We start from the raw sequence: 16,019 nt of genomic DNA, 5'->3' as shown, positions 1-16,019 counted from the left end.
CACCTGGGGATATCGGGGATCAAAGACATCTACAGGGTTACAGAAAGGTGGATTCACTCCTTCTGTGCTGCATCGACCACGGCTTCCATCGCTCTCGCCACGGCGGTACGCGTCTTTGAAGTGGCGGCGATGAAACGGACGTTGTGCAGGGTGGATCCGGAGCCGACGGTAATAAATCGGGATTCGGGCGAACTCGGCGCCAACTTCCGCACCGCCGAGGCGGGTCCCTTGCCCACCGCCAGGACGAGGTCGCAACGCTGCTGGATCAGGGTGTTCGCGTAGGCCTGCGCGTTGGCCTCCGTCTCCGGCCCGGCGACCGCCAGGTAGCTGGCCTTGGCGTGAGTCGCCAGGGATGCGTCCTGCATGCCGGCCCATACCGGTGCAGCCTGGGCGCCGGTGATCCCGTTGGCGTCCGTGAGCAGGCAGGCCGCGAAGGAGGTGTACTGACGGGCTCTCGGCGTGGGGTTGCCGTCCCCGCCTCCGCCCGACACGCCCAGGACCGCCACCGCTCCGGCCACCGCCGCCACGGCCCCGCCGCCCCAGGCCCAGAGCTTCCTCCGCATGCACACCCACCCCTTCGCACCAGCGCCGACCGGTCGTCGCCGCAAACGGCGCGAGCATAAACCAGCTTGCCGGTGACCGGAATTGCGCGGACTGGCACGGCGAAGGGCCTGAATGGCGTGCCGCTGTTCTTCGAAAATTCACCGGAGGACGGGTTTCGCGCAGTGGATCCACACAAGAGAGCGGCCGGGCACCCGCTACCGAGGAATCCCCGGCAGACCCTTCCGGGCGTGCGTGGCACGGCAGGAGGAGGCGAGCACGTAGATCAAGACGAGCCTCGACGATCCAGAGCCCCGCCTTCATCACGGCACCCCGGGTATCCGGGGTCGGCCTGCAACGAGGTGACGGCAGACCGGGTGTCCCTCCGCTGCATAGTCGCCCCGCTCTCCCAGGCCAGCGCCAGGAACCGTTCGATGCGGCCGAGGTCGAGTTCGACGGCGAGGGACACCGCGATGATCGCGTGGTCGACGTTGGCGGCGAGGATCTGCCCCTCGGACCGCTTGGAGGAGGTGGAGCGCACGAAGGCGGTACGGCGCGGCAGATACGCGCGCACGTAACGGGGGTTGCCGCCGGGTTCCACGGCGACCCAGTCGCCGGTGCACACGACGCGCATCGGATCGGGCGGGGTGACGAACGCGGTGTCGGCGCGCAGCGGACCGCCGGCGGTGACGACGTCGCACTGCCCGCGGTCGACGCGGACGACACGCCCGGCGAGCAGTCCTTCGGCTTCGTAGGGGGCGAACTCCTTCGCCCAGGTCTCGTCCCAGCCGTAGGGAGCGAGCGCGGAGAAAACAGCGGAGCTGGAAGTCAAGGGTGACCCTTCACAAGGGCGGCCCCGGGAAGTCGAGAGGTCAGCCGGTGGCCGCGGAGGTGGAGTGGATGAACTTCCGGTCGCGGGCAGCGCCCATCGCAACGACAGCCATCGGTCAACACCTCCCTGTTCGAGCCGAGTCACCCGCGGCACCCGGGGGTAGCCGCTCCGACGCCACCGACCTTAGAGGCTGTCCGCACCACGCCGTCACCGAATTACCGCTCGACGTCAGGAGGCTCCATGGCGACCGGGTCCCGGGCCCCGCGGACGATGTCGTACCGGGCACGGATTGATTGCGGCCAGGGCTTTCCGCCACGACGGGCGACAGGCCCCCGGGATCATGACGGCCATGAGCAGAGACCGGTACGTCGACTTCCTGCGCGCGTGGGCGATCGTGCTGGTGGTGCTCGGCCACTGGCTGATCACCGCCCTGGTCCGGGAGCCCGACGGGCGGATCACCGCCCCGGAGCTGCTGGCGACCGTGGACTGGACCCAGTGGCTGACCCTCGGGTTCCAGATCATGCCGCTGTTCTTCCTGGCCGGGGGCCATGCCGCGGGGGGTTCCTGGGCGCGGGCCCGGGCGGCCGGGGGTACGCCCGCGGGGTGGCTGGGGCGGCGGGCGCTGCGGCTGCTGCTGCCGGTGGCCGTCTACAGCGGCGGGGTGCTGCTCGCCGTCGGCATCTGTACGGCGGTCGGCGTGGACGCGGACACGCTGGCGCTGGTGGGCTGGGCGATGGCGATGCAGTTCTGGTTCCTTCCGGTGTATCTGCTGCTCAGCGCCCTGACGCCAGTGCTGTACGCGGCGCACCGGCGGTGGGGACTGCGCGTCCCGCCGGTGCTGGGGGCGGTCGCCCTGGCGGCCGACACGCTCGTGGTGACGGTGCACGCGCCCTACGTCGGACTGCTGAACTACGTGCTCGTGTGGGGTGTCGCCTACCAGTTGGGCTTCTGCTGGCGGGACGGTCTGCTGACCGGCCGTCGGCTCGTACCGCTCGCGATGGCGGCGGGCGGGGGGCTGGCCTTCGCCGGTCTCGTGGCCCTCGGGCCGTTCCCGGTCAGCCTGATCCTGGTCACCGGGCAGAGTCCCAGCAACACCAATCCGCCGTCGGCCGCGATGCTGGCGTGGGTGGTCGCCCAGGTCGGCGTGAGTCTCCTCGCCGCGCCGCCACTGCGGCGGCTGCTGGACCGCGAACGGGTGTGGCGGGTGGTCCGCCCCGTGGGCGCGGCCAGCATGACGCTGTATCTGTGGCACATGCTGCCGGTGCTGATCGTCGCCGCCGCGTTCTACCTGACCGGCCTCGCGCCCGAGCCGACGCTCGGGTCCGCGGCGTGGTGGGCGCTGCGCGTGCCCTGGCTGCTGGTGCTGGGCGCCGTCCTGGCCTGCGTCGTCTCCGCCCTGCGGCCGTTGGAACGCGGCCTGGGCGTGCTGTACGGGCGGACCGTCCCGGACGCCGGGCTGCGCCGTGCCTGGCCGCTGTGGGCCGGGCTGGCCGTGGACGTCGCCGCTCTGGGCCGCTTCGCGGTGCAGGGCTTCGCGCCGGACGGCCGGCTCCCCGTGCTGCCCGCCATGGGCCTGGCGCTGGGCACGGTGCTGGTGATGCTTCCCCGGTGGACGGCCGCGGAACGCCTCAGGCAGCCCGGGGCCACGCGTGCCCCGGACCGGGTGTGAGGCTATGCTAGGCTTGCAGCGCAGTTGTGGTACCCATGAACCTATGTGCGCCTGACGGGATCGTTTCTCCTGCAGGCGCATTAGTTTTTTCCGGCATCTCCGGATGGGGCCTCTGCCTACAGATCGGAGAAGGTCATGGCACAGGGAACCGTGAAGTGGTTCAACGCCGAAAAGGGTTTCGGCTTCATCCAGCAGGACGGCGGCGGCCCGGACGTGTTCGCCCACTACTCGAACATCCAGTCCCAGGGCTTCCGTGAGCTCCAGGAGGGCCAGCGGGTCTCCTTCGACGTCACGCAGGGCCAGAAGGGCCCGCAGGCGGAGAACATCGTCCCCGTCTGATCGCCGGACGCGTCTCCACGCGTATCCACTCGCCGGGGTCCGTATCGTCATGGTGCGGACCCCGGTTTGTGCTGTTCCAGGAAGGCAGACAGCCGCATGTCCCGCAGGCCCCAGAAGCCGAACAGGCGCACTTCGTCGTCCACGTCCTCCACGGCGTCCCCGCCGTCCGGGGCGTCGGCGCGTGAGTTCCGGCTGCCGGAGAACACGACACCCGGGCTACCCGCCGTCGAGGACTTCGCCGCACTGGACATGCCCCCGGCGCTGCTGAAGACCCTGACCGCGCAGGGGGTGACCACCCCGTTCCCCATCCAGGCCGCGACGCTGCCCAACTCGCTCGCCGGCCGTGACCTGCTGGGACGGGGACGAACCGGCTCCGGCAAGACCCTCGCGTTCGGGCTGGCGCTCCTGGCCCGTACGGCCGGACTGCGCGCGCAGCCCAAGGCGCCCCTCGCGCTCGTGCTGGTGCCCACCCGTGAGCTCGCCCAGCAGGTGACGGACGCGCTGACGCCCTACGCGACGGCGGTGAACCTCCGGCTGGCCACCGTGGTCGGCGGACTGTCGATCACCAAGCAGGCCGCCACCCTGCGGCGCGGCGCCGAGGTGGTCGTGGCGAGTCCCGGCCGGCTCAACGACCTCGTGGAACGCGGGGACTGCGTACTCGGCGACGTCCGCATCACGGTGCTGGACGAGGCCGACCAGATGACCGACATGGGCTTCCTGCCGCAGATCACCAGGCTGATCCAGCAGGTGCGGCCCGACGGACAGCGGCTGCTCTTCTCGGCCACCCTCGACCGCAACATCGACCGCCTGGTGCAGCGGTTCCTGACCGATCCCGTGGTGCACTCCGTGGACCCGTCCGCGGGGGCGGTCACCACCATGGAGCACCACGTGCTCCACGTCCAGGACGAGACCGACAAGAAGGCCGTCACCACGCGCATCGCGGCCCGCGACGGCCGGGTCATCCTCTTCCTCGACACGAAGAGATCGGCCGACCGGCTCGCCAAGCGGCTGCTGGCCGTCGGTGTCCGCGCGGCGGCGCTGCACGGCGGCCGCTCCCAGCCGCAGCGCAACCGCACCCTGGAGCAGTTCAGGAACGGCCACGTCACCGCTCTGGTGGCGACGAACGTCGCGGCCCGGGGCATACACATCGACGACCTCGACCTCGTCGTGAACGTCGATCCCCCGACCGACCACAAGGACTACGTCCACCGGGGCGGCCGTACGGCCCGCGCCGGCGGCTCCGGCAGCGTGGTCACGCTGGTCCTGCCCGAGCAGAAGCGTGACGTCACCCGGCTCATGTCGGACGCGGGCATCCGCCCCCGGACGGCCCGCATCGCGTCGGGCGACGCCGAGCTGACCACCCTCACCGGCGCCCGTGAGCCCTCCGGTGTGCCCGTCGTCATCGAGGTACCACAGCCGGCGCCGACCACGGCGTCCCGCCCGGACCAGAAGTCCGACCCCAAGCGCGGCAGGGGGTCCGGCCGCCGGCGCCGCAGCGGCGGCACCCCCGCTGCGTCCGCCGAGACGGGCGGCCGCGGTTCGGGCCGCCGGGCCACCCCGGTCGCGCCCTCCACCGCCGCGGCGGGCGGCCGAGCCGGGACGTCCGCGGCGGACGGCCGCTCCGCCCGCCGCACGGGAACCGCCGGGGCCACGGGGGATGCCGCCGGAGCGGGCGGCCGTGGTACCGACCGCCGGGCCGCATCCGGTGGGGCGGCCGGCGGCGCGGGCGGCCGCGGTTCCGACCGCCGGGCCGCGCCCGGTACCACCACCGGCACCGCATCCGGCAAGGACGACCGCGGGTCCCGGCGGCGCACCCCGTCCGGCGGGACCGCCGGCAGCACCACCGGCACGGGCGGCCACGGCTCCGGCCGCCGAGGCGGCCGCCGCACCCCGGCCACCTGAGCGCTCCGCTGGAAGAAGTGCCACGCTGTGCCGTCTGCCGACCGCGGCGCCGTCGTGGCTGATCGCGCAGTTCCCCGCGCCCCTGACGGGGCGCTTCGCGGCCACGCATCCAGCGGGCCGTCGCCCTGCCGCGCCCTGAAGGGGCGCTGGGGGTACCCCCGGCCGAAGGCTGGGGGAGGAACTGCGCGACCGGCCCCCACCGGGCCGCACCCGAAATCCGACCGGACCTCCCCCGCATCGAAGCTCTACGCCCCTCCGACGAACGGCCCGGGTATCTCCCCCGACCCCCGCCGGATCAGCCGGGTCGGCATGACCACCGTGCGCGGGGGTGAGACGTCGCCGTGGATGCGGGCGAACAGCAGGTGTGCCGCGCTGGTCGCGAGGGCCACCGGGTCCTGGGCGATGACCGTGACGGGCGGGGTCAGCCGCGAGGCGAGCGCGAAGTCGTCGAAGGCGACGAAGGCGAGATCGCCGGGGGCCGCGGTCAGGGCGCCGAAGGCGAGCAGTTCGTTGCCGGCGAGGAGAGCCGTCGGGGGGTCGGGCAGCGCCAGCATCCCGGCGACCGCCGCGGCCGCCTCCGGGCCGGTGCGCACGGCGTCCCTGACCAGCGCCGGGTCGGCCGTGATGCCCGCGGTGGCGAGCGCCGCCAGATAGCCACGCCGGCGTTCGCCGAACGTCCAGATCCTCGGCGTGTCGCCCAGGTAGCCGATCCTGCGGTGGCCGTGCGCCACCAGCTGCTCCACGGCCCCGCGCACCGCGCCGAAGTTGTCGACCACCACGGCGTCCACGTCCAGTCCGGGTGCCGCCCGGTCCACGCAGACGATCTTCGTGCCCTGCGCCTGCGCGGGGCGCAGGAAGCGGTGGCTGCCGGCGGCCGGGGTGAGGATCAGGCCGTCGACGCGGCGGGCGGTGAACGCGGCGATCACTTCGCGTTCGCGGCGCAGGTCGGCGCGGCTGGAGCCGATGAGCATGATGCTGCCGCGCTGCCGGGCGACGTCCTCGGCGGCGGAGGCGACCGCGGCCATGAAGGGGTCGGTCACGTCGTCGACCAACAGGCCGATGATCTGGCTCAGTTCGTGGGTGCGGCGCAACTGGCGTGCCACGTCGTCGCGTTGGTAGCCGAGCTTGCGGACCGCGGCCTCCACCCGCGCGGCGGTCCGCGGGGCGACGGCCGAATCGCCGTTGACGACGCGGGACACCGTCATCGTGCTGACGCCCGCTTCCGCGGCAACGTCCTTCATGGTCGGCCGGGTGGCTGCCACGCCACGTCCTCCACCTGCGTCACGTTTGAGCGTCGACTCGTTAACGTTACCAACTCGCACGCGTATCAACGGCCTTGCAAGCAGCGGGAGATGAGGCGCGACCAGCGCGCTCGGCGACCGGCTGCACCACTCTTGACACCCCGCTGTGGGCGCCCCAAGAATCAGCCAAGCTGTTAACGATACCAACCAGAAGGCACAACATGGCCTCTGCAAGGGAACCACTGCTCACCGCACATGGGGTGGTCAAGCGTTTCGGCCACGTCCAGGCGCTCTCGGGCGCCGATTTCACGGCATACCCCGGCGAGGTCGTCGCCCTCATCGGTGACAACGGTGCCGGCAAGTCCACTCTGGTGAACGTCCTGTCGGGCGTGCTCGCCCCCGATGCCGGCGAGGTCCGCCTGGACGGTGCGCCGGTGCGGTTCTCCGGTCCGATGGACGCCCAGCGGCAGGGCGTGGAGACCGTCTACCAGGACCTGTCGCTCGCGCCCGACCTGGACGCGGCGGCCAACCTGTACCTCGGCCGGGAGATCGTACGCGGGGGGCTGCTCGGGCGCCTCGGCGTGCTCGACCGGCCCACGATGCGCCGGGAGGCGGTCAAGGCCTTCGCCGAACTCGGTGTGGAGCTCAAGGATGTGACGGCTGCTGTGACAACGTTGTCCGGCGGGCAGCGGCAGTCCGTCGCGGTGGCCCGTGCCGTCGCCTTCGCCCACAAGGTCATCTTCATGGACGAGCCGACCGCCGCGCTGGGCGTCGTCCAGCGCGCCCGGGTCCTGGAGACCGTCCGCAGGGTCGCCGACCGGGGCGTCTGCGTCGTGCTGATCAGCCACAACATGCCCGAGGTGCTGTCGGTCGCGGACCGGGTGGAGGTGCTGCGGCTGGGCCGGCGCGTCGCGTCGTACACCGCCGCCGACACGACGATCGAGGAGCTGGTCGGGGCCATGACCGGCTCGCTGGACGGGCCGAACGGCACCGGGGAAGCGGAGGGCGCACGATGACGGCGCAGAGTGAGAAGGCCCCGGCGGCCGTGGGCGGCCGGTCCGCGGTGCCCGAGTGGGTGCGCCGCGCGGCGGCCCTCAACGAACTGTGGACCTTCGTCATCCTGGTGGCGCTGGTCCTGTTCTTCACGATCGCGGCGCCGGGCAAGTTCTTCACCACGTACGACATCACCCAGATCGCCGTGAACGCGGCCATCTACCTGGTGCTCGGCGTCGGCATGACGTTCGTGATCATCACGGCGGGCATCGACCTGTCGATCGGCTCGGTGCTGGTGCTGGCCGCGGTGGCGGCGGGCGAGTACAACATCCATCACGGCGGGGCGACTTCGGGCTGGGGCACGGTCGCGTTCTGTGTCGTCATCGCGCTGGCGGTGGGCACGGCGTGGGGTGCGTTGCAGGGCGCGGTGGTGGCGACCGGCAAGGTGCCGCCGCTGATCGTGACGCTGGGCGGGCTCGGCGCGGCGCTGGGCATCGCCGAGCTCGCCACCGGCGGCCAGGACCCGGCCGGGGCGGCCTCCACGCATCTGCAGAACAGCCTCGGTTTCGGGAAGGTGCTGGGCATCCCCTGGATGGTGATCCTGGCGGCCGTGGTGACCGCGATCTTCGGCGCGGTGCTGGGCGCCACCCGGTTCGGCGAGCACACCCTCGCGATCGGGTCGAACCCGACCGCGGTGCGGCGGGCGGGCATTCCGGTGGGCCGGCAACTGGTCAAGGTCTACGGCCTGATGGGGCTGCTGGCCGGGTTCGGCGCGGTGATGTGGCTGGCCTCGTACGGCACGACGTCGATCGCCGGGCACTCCACCGACAACCTCAAGGTGATCACCGCGGTGGTCCTCGGCGGCACCAGCCTGTTCGGCGGCCGGGGTTCGGTGCTGGGCACGGTGATCGGCGTGTTCATCCCGGCGGTGCTGACCACCGGGCTGATCGTGATCGGCGTCCAGCAGTACTGGCAGGACGTGGCGGTGGGCGTGGTGCTGGTCGTGGCGGTCTACATCGACCAGCTGCGCAGGAAGACCCGGGAACGCGCATGACCGAATCACTGGTGACCACTACATCGATCGTGACTACTGAATCGCTCGTGACTAAGGAGAACTCCGTGATGAGGAGCATTCGCAGCAGGCGCCGGTTGCTGGTCGCGGTGGGCACGGTCCTGGCCCTCGGCGCGGGGGCCTCGGCGTGCGGTTCGTCCGACGACGGTGGCGGCTCGGGGAGTTCGGGCAGCGCCAAGGGCAAGAAGGTCCGGCTGATCACCGGGGTGAAGAGCGACCCCTTCTACATCACCATGACCTGTGCCGCGCAGGAGGAGGCCAAGGCCAAGGGGATGGACTTCACGGCCGACGGTTCCGCGCAGTGGGACGTGTCGGTGCAGCGGCCGCTGCTCGACTCGACGGCCGCGTCCCGGCCCGACGGACTGCTGATCTCGCCGGTCGACACCAGCGCGCTGACGCCGTCGCTCAAGCAGATCCAGTCGGCCGGCACCAAGGTGGCGCTGGTGGACACGACGGTGACCGACACCTCGATCGGCATCACCCGGATCTCGTCGGACAACGAGAAGGGCGGCCGGGTCGCCGCCGACGCGCTGGCCAAGCTGATGAACAAGAAGGGCTCGGCCATCGTCATCAGCGTCAAGCCCGGCGTGTCGACGACCGACGCGCGGATCAAGGGCTTCACCGAGGAGATGGCCAAGTACCCGGACATCAAGGTGCTGCCCACGCTCTACGACAACGACCTGCCGGCCACCGCGGCCTCCCAGATCCAGTCGACGCTCGCCGCGCACCCGGACCTCGGCGGGGTCTTCGCGGGCAACACCAACACCGGTCAGGGCATCGCCACCGGTCTGAAGCAGGCCGGCAAGGAGGGCGCGGTGAAGGTGGCCGCGTTCGACGCCGAGCCCGACGAGATCGCCTCCCTGAAGGCGGGCACCCTCCAGGTGCTGGTCGCCCAGGACCCGGCGGCGATCGGCCGGCAGGCGGTGGACCAGCTCGCCAACGCCTTCGAGGGCAAGTCGGTCAGCAAGTCGATCGGCACGAACATGGTGGCGATCACCAAGGACAACATGAACGAGCCGTCGGTCAGCAAGTACTTCTACAAGTCGCAGTGCTGAGCGCGGGGTTGAAAGAACCGGTCTGACATACGACCGACGGCCGGGCGGACCCACCGACTTGGGTCTTCCCGGCCGCCGGTCGTACGGGCGGCTCGGCTCAGTTCAGCGAGCAGGAGCCGCCGTTCAGCGTGAAGGCGTACGGCGCCGAGTTCCGACCGCTCCAGGTGCCGAGGAAGCCGAAGGACAGGGTGCCGTTCGCGGCGACCGACTGGTTGTAGTCGGCGGCGTCGGCGGTGACCTGGCCGCCGTTCTGGCTGACGGTCGCGTCCCACATCTGGGTGACCTTCTGGCCGTCCCGGAAGGACCACTGGACCCGCCAGCCGGTCAGGGCCTGGGTGGTGGTGACGGTGACGGTGGACTGGAAGCCGTCGGTCCACTGGTTGACCAGGTCGTAGGAGACCTGACAGGTGGCCGCCGCGGGGGTGGTGGGGCTGGCGGAGGCGGAGGCGGTGCCGTGGTGGCCGGTGCTCGCCGTGGCCGAGGAGGTGCCCTGGGGCTCCGGGTCGGGGTTCTTGTGGCCCGGCTTCCCGGCGGTGGCCGAGGAGGAGGGGGCCGCGGAGGCGGACGCGGTGTGCGTGGCGGTCGGGTCGGCCGACGGGACGTCGGCCGTGGGGTCGGCGACCGGCTGGCGGTCGTCGTGGGAGGCGGTGGCCGTGTCGTCGCCGGAGCCGCCGCCCATCGGCATCATCGACACGCCGAGCGCCACCAGCGAGATCAGCACCGCCGCGCCGAGCAGACCGTGCCGCAGCACCTTGCCCCGGCCGCCGCTCTCCTTGGGGTCGCCGCCATCGTTGTCGGCGGTGGCCGGGCGGCCGGCGCCGAGCCGTACCTCGGCGGCGCGCCGGCGGCGCTCCAGGTAGGCGAGGCCGCCCCAGCCGATGACCCCGCCGGCGAGCGCCGCGGGCAGTCCGCCGCCGTGCAGCCGCAGACAGGCGGCGGCTTCGGCGCACTGCACACAGGTGGCGAGGTGCCGGGAGAGGTCCTCGGGCGTGTCGGCCGCCGAGGACCGGGTGACCGCGTCGAGGAGCCGGGCATAGCTGCGGCACTCGGCGGCCATCGGCGTGTCGAGGTGGGCGCGGTGGCAGCGGTCGCGGAAGAGTCCGCGCACCTGCTCCAACTCCTGGGCGACGACGGCCGGGTCGAGACCGAGCCGGCGCGCCACGGAGGACAGCGGCAGCGCCTCCACCTCGGCCAGCCACAGCAGCGAGGCGTCCGCGTCCTGCATGTCGCGCAGGCCGCGCAGCGCGACGGGCCGCAGCAGCGGCGGACCCGTGTAGCGCGCGGCCTTCTCGGAGTTGAGCCACAGCCTGAGGTCCGGATCGAGCTTGTGCCCGAGTCCGCCGGCCTCCCAGGCGGCGGCCGTGTTGCGCACGGCGGTGAGCAGCAGCGGGATCATCGGAAGCCGGGCGGCGCGCCGTCCGGAGCTGCGGAGCGGCGCGAAGTCCGCCTCACGGGCCTCACGCATGCCGAGCGTGAAGGCCTCGGTGGCCAGTTGATTGGCCGTCAGAGAGCCGGACGTGCACAGGTCGGCATAGGAGAGCACCGCGTCCCAGCATTCGGAGAACAGCGCTGCCTCGGCGGCGTCCTGAGGGGTCGGCAGGTCGGGCATGGGTCTCCTGCATCCAAAGCGAGGTCAACTCACCGTATCGGCAACGGAGTTGGGGGGAACCTCACGGCAGGGCCCGAGCTTTTCACGTCTCCTGCACAACTGACAAGCGGCATATTCGAAACCGGTTACCGATGGTCGTGCCACGGATTCTCCCCGTCACCCATACCACCGGCCACCGGCGTCACGTCAACCGCCGCTCCCAGTCGTCCGGCCTCTCGGACCGGCGAGAGAACGCTTTCGTGCCCGCCGCGACCCACAACTCCGGTCTCTAGTACGGACAGCGACCGCGTTTCGACTCACCGTTCCCGAAAGTCACTTGCGCCTGCCGGACGTCACACCTCAGTCGGCTCCTCCGCCGGCAGGCTGTCCATGAAGGAGCTGACGGAGAAGACGGCGCGGCCGGGTCCGGGCGGGCCGTAGCCGGGCGGGGAGGAGAGCCCGAAGTCCTCCATCGTCTGACGGTAGGCCTGGAGCAGCCGGATGTGGTACTCCAGCGGGGCGCCCTGCGGGTTGGCCTTGCCGAGCGGGGTGGTCGGCTCCGGGCACCAGGTGGTGAAGCGGGGCGTGATGCCGTGCGACATGAAGAAGCGGAGCCCCTCGGTGGTCGACGCGATCGCCTCGTCGACGGTCTTGAACCCGAACGGCTCGGCCATCTCCACGCCGGCCACGAAGTTGGGGATCACGTTCCGCGCGCCGAAGATCTCGGCCGAGTCCAGGATCCGCTTGTGCCACTCGTCCCGGCCGACGTACCGCTCCTTGCCCGGGCAGTACATCTTGAACAGGTACTCGTCCCACACCTCGTAGTTGGGGTGGTAGATCTGCACGCCGTAGTCCTTGAACCGCTGCACGTCGTCCCGCGGCAGCGCCTGGGCCACGACCTTGCCGATCCAGCGGCCCGGGAACCGCTCCTCGATGGCCTTGGCGTAGTGCCCGTAGAAGTCGGCCTCGTCGCGTCCGGAGACGGTCTTGGTGATCGCGCCGCCGGTCAGTGTGTAGGCGGTGGACGTCTTGGCGGTGTCGTACCGGTCGATGATCTCCAGGGCCTCAAGGACCTCCTCGACGTCCTTCACGCCCGTGTAGGGCCGCCCGGCCGCCTTGTGCTGGCGCCAGTTGTGGTTGATGTCGCAGTACTGGCACTCCTCCTTGGCGCCGAAGTACTGGCAGACCCGGAAGACGGTGAGGTAGACGAGATAACCCCACTGGATGGTGGGGGCGACCTCCATCACGGACTTCCCGTTGGCGAGCTTGTGCCGGTAGTACTCCGGCATGGGCGGCACACCGACGTCGGCGATCCGCTTCCCGTCGAGGTAGAGCCCGAGCACGCCCTCCTCGTCCGCGGCCACCCGGTACGGCGAGGTGGGGTTCACGCGCACCGACACCACGGTCCGCCGCAGGTCGTACGGCCCGCCGGTGAGGATGATCTCCTCCGGCGGCCGGCGCAGCGCGGCCTCGCCCAGCTCGGGCAGGGTGCCGTGGTCGAAGGAGAAGATGAAGTACGACTTCGGCTTGACCTCGCCGCTCTCGTTGTCGCTCAGCGCGGACGGGTCGAAGGCCACACCGCCCCGGAGCAGGTCCTCCTTGAAGACGGCTTCCCTCGGTACGTGCGGGAACCTCTCCATCAGATCCTCGACCAGCGCGGTACGGCTGCCCATCCCGTGTCTCCTCCCGGCTCAGGCGTTCGGCTCCTCACCGTATGCCCCCGCTCCGCCGTCAGCCGTGCCGGGTCCCCTCTCGGCGCGCGATGTGTCCCGGTACGGGGGTGTCCGGGGGCAGTGCGGGATCCGTCACCGGCGCGCCCCAGGCCGAGGTCAGCGGCAGGACGCCGGCCCACAGCCCCAGCTCCGCGTCCGGTCCGTCGCCGTCCTCCGGCGCTCCGGTACGGATCTTGACGGAGGCCTCTTCCAGGGAGAGGGCAAGGAGAGTGGTGGCGGCCAGCTCCCTGCGGTTCGGCAGACGGGCGTACGACCACTGGCCCGGGGCCGTGTGTTCGGTGAGGAGGCGCAGGCCGGTCAGTTTCTCCTCGGGGTCGGTCACCTTGCGGGCGGTGCCGTGGATCACCGCGCTGCGGTAGTTGACGCCATGCTCGAAGACGGACCGCGCCAGCACCAGGCCGTCGACGTGTGTCACGGTGACGCACACCGGGGTGCCGCTCGCGAGGCTGCGGCTGGCGACCGAGCCGTGCAGATACAGCTGCCGCTCGTCCCGCCCGTACACCGTCGGCACGACCAGCGGACGACCCTCGATCACGACCCCCAGATGGCAGACGAACCCGGCGTCGAGAATCGCCTCCAGGTCGGCCCGGTCGAGGCTGCCCTGCTCGCGCAGCCGGCGGTGGCGGGTGAGGTCGGTCGCCGGGAGGCGCGGGGACAACGGGTCGGGACTCATAGTCGCACGCTACCGATATCGCGGCACGATGACCACATCATCACCGATTGCAGCGATTGACACCGCACAGGACAACGAAATCCGCAGACCGCGCTCCGTCCGTTCAGCCGCCGGCAGCCCGCCGCGTCGACTCCCGCAGCACCACATGCGTCCCCAGTACCAGATGCTGCCCGTCCGGCAGCTCGTCGCGGTGCAGGGCGAGGCGGACGGCGGCGCGGCCCAGCTCCTCCTGGGGCACGTGGACCGTGGTGAGCGTCGGGTAGACGTCCCGGGCGACCGGGATGTCGTCGTAGCCGGCCACGGCGATGTCGTCGGGGATACGGCGGCCGGACTCCCGCAGCGCCTGGATCACGCCCGTGGCGATCATGTCGGTGGCCGCGAAGATCGCCGTGAACTCCCGTCCGGAGGAGAGGAGTTCACGGGTCGCCTGGTAGCCGTAGGAGCGGGAGAAGACGCCGTCGAGGATGAGGCCGGGGTCCGGGGCGAGGCCGAGGAGTTCGTGGGCGCGGGTGAAGCCGGCGATCCGCTGGGCGCTGGTGGACAGGCCGGGGACGCGGCCGAGGTAGGCGACGCGCCGGTGGCCGCCGGAGAGGAGGTGGCCGGTGAGGGCGAAGGCGCCGCCCTCGTTGTCGTAGTCGACGACCGTGGCCGGGACGCCGGGGCCGAGCGGCGGGCGGCCGACCAGGACCAGCCGGGAGCCGGACCGGTCCAGGGCGTGCGCGAAGTGGGTCATCCGGTCGTGGTACGCCTTGTCCTGGAGGGCGCCGCCCACCACGATCACCGCGTCGGCCCGCTGCTCCCGCATGGTCTCCACGACGGCGAGGACGCGGCGCGGGTCGCCGTGCGTGGTGCACAGCATGCACAGCCGGCCCTCCGCCGAGGCCTGTTCCTCGACCCCGCGGGCGATGTGCGCGTAGAAGGGGCCGGTGACGTCGTCGACGACGAAGGCGACCGTGTTGTTGGTGGCGCCGCCGAGCGCGCGGGCGTGCGCGTTGACCACGTAGTCCAGCTCGCGCATGGCTTTCAGGACCCTGGCGCGGGTGGCGGCGGCCACCGGGTAGGTGCCGCCGAGGACCCGGGAGACGGTCGACGCGGAGACGCCGGCCCGCGCGGCCACGTCCCGTACCGTCGAGGCGTCCCCGTTCGGCGCCGGCTGTGTCCGCTTCGCCACCGCTCGGCTCCCCTTCGTCATGTGTTCAGGTCACCCTACGAGACGGCCGGGGGCGCCCGGCGGACGGCCCGTCACGCGGCCCGCTCCAGGACCGACTGGTCGATGGCGTGCAGGAGACCGTCACCGGTCAGCAGCCGGCCGGCCTCCTCCACGACGGTGAGGCCGAGCCGTGCCACCTCGTTGCCCTGCGAGCCGGCCAGGTGCGGGGTGAGGAAGGCGTTGGGGAGGTCGAAGAGAGGGGAGTCGGCGGGCAGCGGCTCCGGGTCGGTCACGTCGAGGATCGCGGTCAGGCGGCCGGTACGCAGCTCCTCGATCAGGGCGTCGTGGTCGAGGAGGGAGCCGCGCGCGGTGTTGATGAGTACCGATCCGTCCGGCATCAGGGCGAGTTCGCGGGCGCCGAGGAGATGCCGGGTCTCCGGGGTCTGGGGGGCGTGCACGGTGACGATGTCCGAGGTGCGCAGCAGTTCGTCGAGGGGCAGCAGGGGCACACCGAGCCGGCCGGCCTCCGCCGCGTCCACGTAGGGGTCGGCGAGGGCGACCGACAGGTCGTACGGGCGCAGGAGTTCCAGGAGCCGGCGGCCGATGCGGGAGGCGCCGACGATGCCGACCCGCCGGTGGAAGTTGCCGATGCCGGGGACGATGTCGCCGTACGGGAAGGCGCGGCGGGTGCGCAGCAGGTCACGGAAGGCGAAGACGTCCTTCCCCGCGAGCAGGATCATCGCCAGGGTGTACTCGGCGACCGGCAGCGCGTTGGCGGCGGCGGCCGAGGAGACCACGATGCCGCGCCGCCACACCTCGGGCGTGGTGAAGCCCTTGACCGAGCCGGCCGCGTGCAGCACCGCCCGGAGTTTCGGCGCCGCGTCCAGGGCGGCCGCGTCCAGCACCGGGCAGCCCCAGCCGGTGACCAGGACCTCGGTGCGGGCGAGCGTCTCCCGTACTCGGGGGTCGGTGAAGTCGTGCGCCACCAGAGTGGGATCGATTTCTACGTACCCGCGCAGTCGCGCGAGTACCTCCGGCGGGAAGATGTGCGGCACGTTCTGGGCTGTCATGGCGAACAGTGCCTGGGGACGCTCGGGCAAGGAAGTGACCTTCCGGCTCGGTGACGCGCGGATAGCAACCGGTCTCTACCGTAGGTCTCGGCGAATGAGAGGGTCAATGGACAGGCACCCCCCGGAGGGGACGGACACTGCTCACAGGACGGCCGGCACTCT

13 protein-coding genes and 1 pseudogene are annotated in these 16,019 nt (G+C 71.6%); 6 read left to right on the top strand and 8 right to left on the bottom strand.

Features of this window, described 5'->3' with window-relative positions; all coding sequences use genetic code 11:
• Positions 1 to 53 precede the first annotated feature (53 nt).
• Both ABT137_RS25065 and rsgA read right to left on the bottom strand, forming a co-directional pair.
• On the bottom strand, positions 54 to 563 hold the full coding sequence (locus ABT137_RS25065; protein ID WP_351712511.1) for a type 1 periplasmic-binding domain-containing protein: 510 nt from the start codon (positions 561 to 563) through the stop codon (positions 54 to 56).
• 374 nt (positions 564 to 937) lie between these two features.
• A pseudogene (rsgA, locus tag ABT137_RS25060) lies at positions 938 to 1,372 on the bottom strand (GTPase RsgA); the annotation flags it as partial.
• Between the two features lie 349 nt (positions 1,373 to 1,721).
• Here rsgA and ABT137_RS25055 point away from each other — a divergent pair.
• The 3 genes from ABT137_RS25055 to ABT137_RS25045 all read left to right on the top strand — a co-directional run bounded on the left by ABT137_RS25055 (position 1,722) and on the right by ABT137_RS25045 (position 5,282).
• A complete protein-coding gene (locus ABT137_RS25055; RefSeq protein ID WP_351712509.1) occupies positions 1,722 to 3,041 on the top strand; it encodes an acyltransferase family protein in 1,320 nt (439 codons plus the stop codon).
• A 135-nt stretch (positions 3,042 to 3,176) separates the two neighbouring features.
• On the top strand, positions 3,177 to 3,380 hold the full coding sequence (locus tag ABT137_RS25050) for a cold-shock protein (protein ID WP_351712507.1): 204 nt from the start codon (positions 3,177 to 3,179) through the stop codon (positions 3,378 to 3,380).
• A gap of 96 nt (positions 3,381 to 3,476) precedes the next feature.
• Entirely contained in the window at positions 3,477 to 5,282 is a 1,806-nt protein-coding gene (locus ABT137_RS25045; RefSeq protein WP_351712505.1) for a DEAD/DEAH box helicase, read from the top strand.
• 245 nt (positions 5,283 to 5,527) lie between these two features.
• Here the strand turns inward: ABT137_RS25045 and ABT137_RS25040 are convergent, their stop codons facing one another.
• A complete protein-coding gene (locus ABT137_RS25040) occupies positions 5,528 to 6,544 on the bottom strand; it encodes a LacI family DNA-binding transcriptional regulator (protein ID WP_351712503.1) in 1,017 nt (338 codons plus the stop codon).
• Positions 6,545 to 6,744: 200 nt separating this feature from the next.
• Here ABT137_RS25040 and ABT137_RS25035 point away from each other — a divergent pair, with 200 nt between their 5' ends.
• The 3 genes from ABT137_RS25035 (at position 6,745) to ABT137_RS25025 (ending at position 9,643) form a co-directional block, all read left to right on the top strand.
• Positions 6,745 to 7,539 (top strand): ATP-binding cassette domain-containing protein, encoded by a 795-nt coding sequence (locus ABT137_RS25035; RefSeq protein ID WP_351712501.1) that lies wholly within the window; start codon positions 6,745 to 6,747, stop codon positions 7,537 to 7,539.
• Complete coding sequence (locus ABT137_RS25030; protein WP_351712499.1) at positions 7,536 to 8,570, top strand: ABC transporter permease; 1,035 nt, start codon at positions 7,536 to 7,538, stop codon at positions 8,568 to 8,570. The genes ABT137_RS25035 and ABT137_RS25030 overlap by 4 nt, the downstream gene beginning before the upstream one ends.
• A gap of 68 nt (positions 8,571 to 8,638) precedes the next feature.
• Positions 8,639 to 9,643, top strand: a complete 1,005-nt coding sequence (locus ABT137_RS25025) for an ABC transporter substrate-binding protein (protein WP_351712497.1) — start codon at positions 8,639 to 8,641, stop codon at positions 9,641 to 9,643.
• A 97-nt stretch (positions 9,644 to 9,740) separates the two neighbouring features.
• Here the strand turns inward: ABT137_RS25025 and ABT137_RS25020 are convergent, their stop codons facing one another.
• The 5 genes from ABT137_RS25020 to ABT137_RS25000 form a co-directional block, all read right to left on the bottom strand.
• Positions 9,741 to 11,252 (bottom strand): cellulose-binding domain-containing protein, encoded by a 1,512-nt coding sequence (locus tag ABT137_RS25020; RefSeq protein WP_351712495.1) that lies wholly within the window; start codon positions 11,250 to 11,252, stop codon positions 9,741 to 9,743.
• Positions 11,253 to 11,584: 332 nt separating this feature from the next.
• Positions 11,585 to 12,904, bottom strand: coding sequence for a radical SAM protein (locus tag ABT137_RS25015; protein WP_351712493.1), 1,320 nt, complete (start codon positions 12,902 to 12,904; stop codon positions 11,585 to 11,587).
• A 58-nt stretch (positions 12,905 to 12,962) separates the two neighbouring features.
• Positions 12,963 to 13,637, bottom strand: a complete 675-nt coding sequence (locus tag ABT137_RS25010; protein ID WP_351712491.1) for a pyridoxamine 5'-phosphate oxidase family protein — start codon at positions 13,635 to 13,637, stop codon at positions 12,963 to 12,965.
• Positions 13,638 to 13,740: 103 nt separating this feature from the next.
• Positions 13,741 to 14,808 (bottom strand): LacI family DNA-binding transcriptional regulator, encoded by a 1,068-nt coding sequence (locus ABT137_RS25005; protein WP_351712489.1) that lies wholly within the window; start codon positions 14,806 to 14,808, stop codon positions 13,741 to 13,743.
• 71 nt (positions 14,809 to 14,879) lie between these two features.
• On the bottom strand, positions 14,880 to 15,887 hold the full coding sequence (locus ABT137_RS25000; RefSeq protein ID WP_351712487.1) for a hydroxyacid dehydrogenase: 1,008 nt from the start codon (positions 15,885 to 15,887) through the stop codon (positions 14,880 to 14,882).
• Positions 15,888 to 16,019: the final 132 nt, after the last annotated feature.

Source organism: Streptomyces sp. NPDC001980, assembly GCF_040296885.1.
GTDB lineage: Bacteria > Actinomycetota > Actinomycetes > Streptomycetales > Streptomycetaceae > Streptomyces.
Note: the sequence above shows the minus strand (reverse complement) of the source record. Positions and strands in the feature narration are given on the sequence as shown.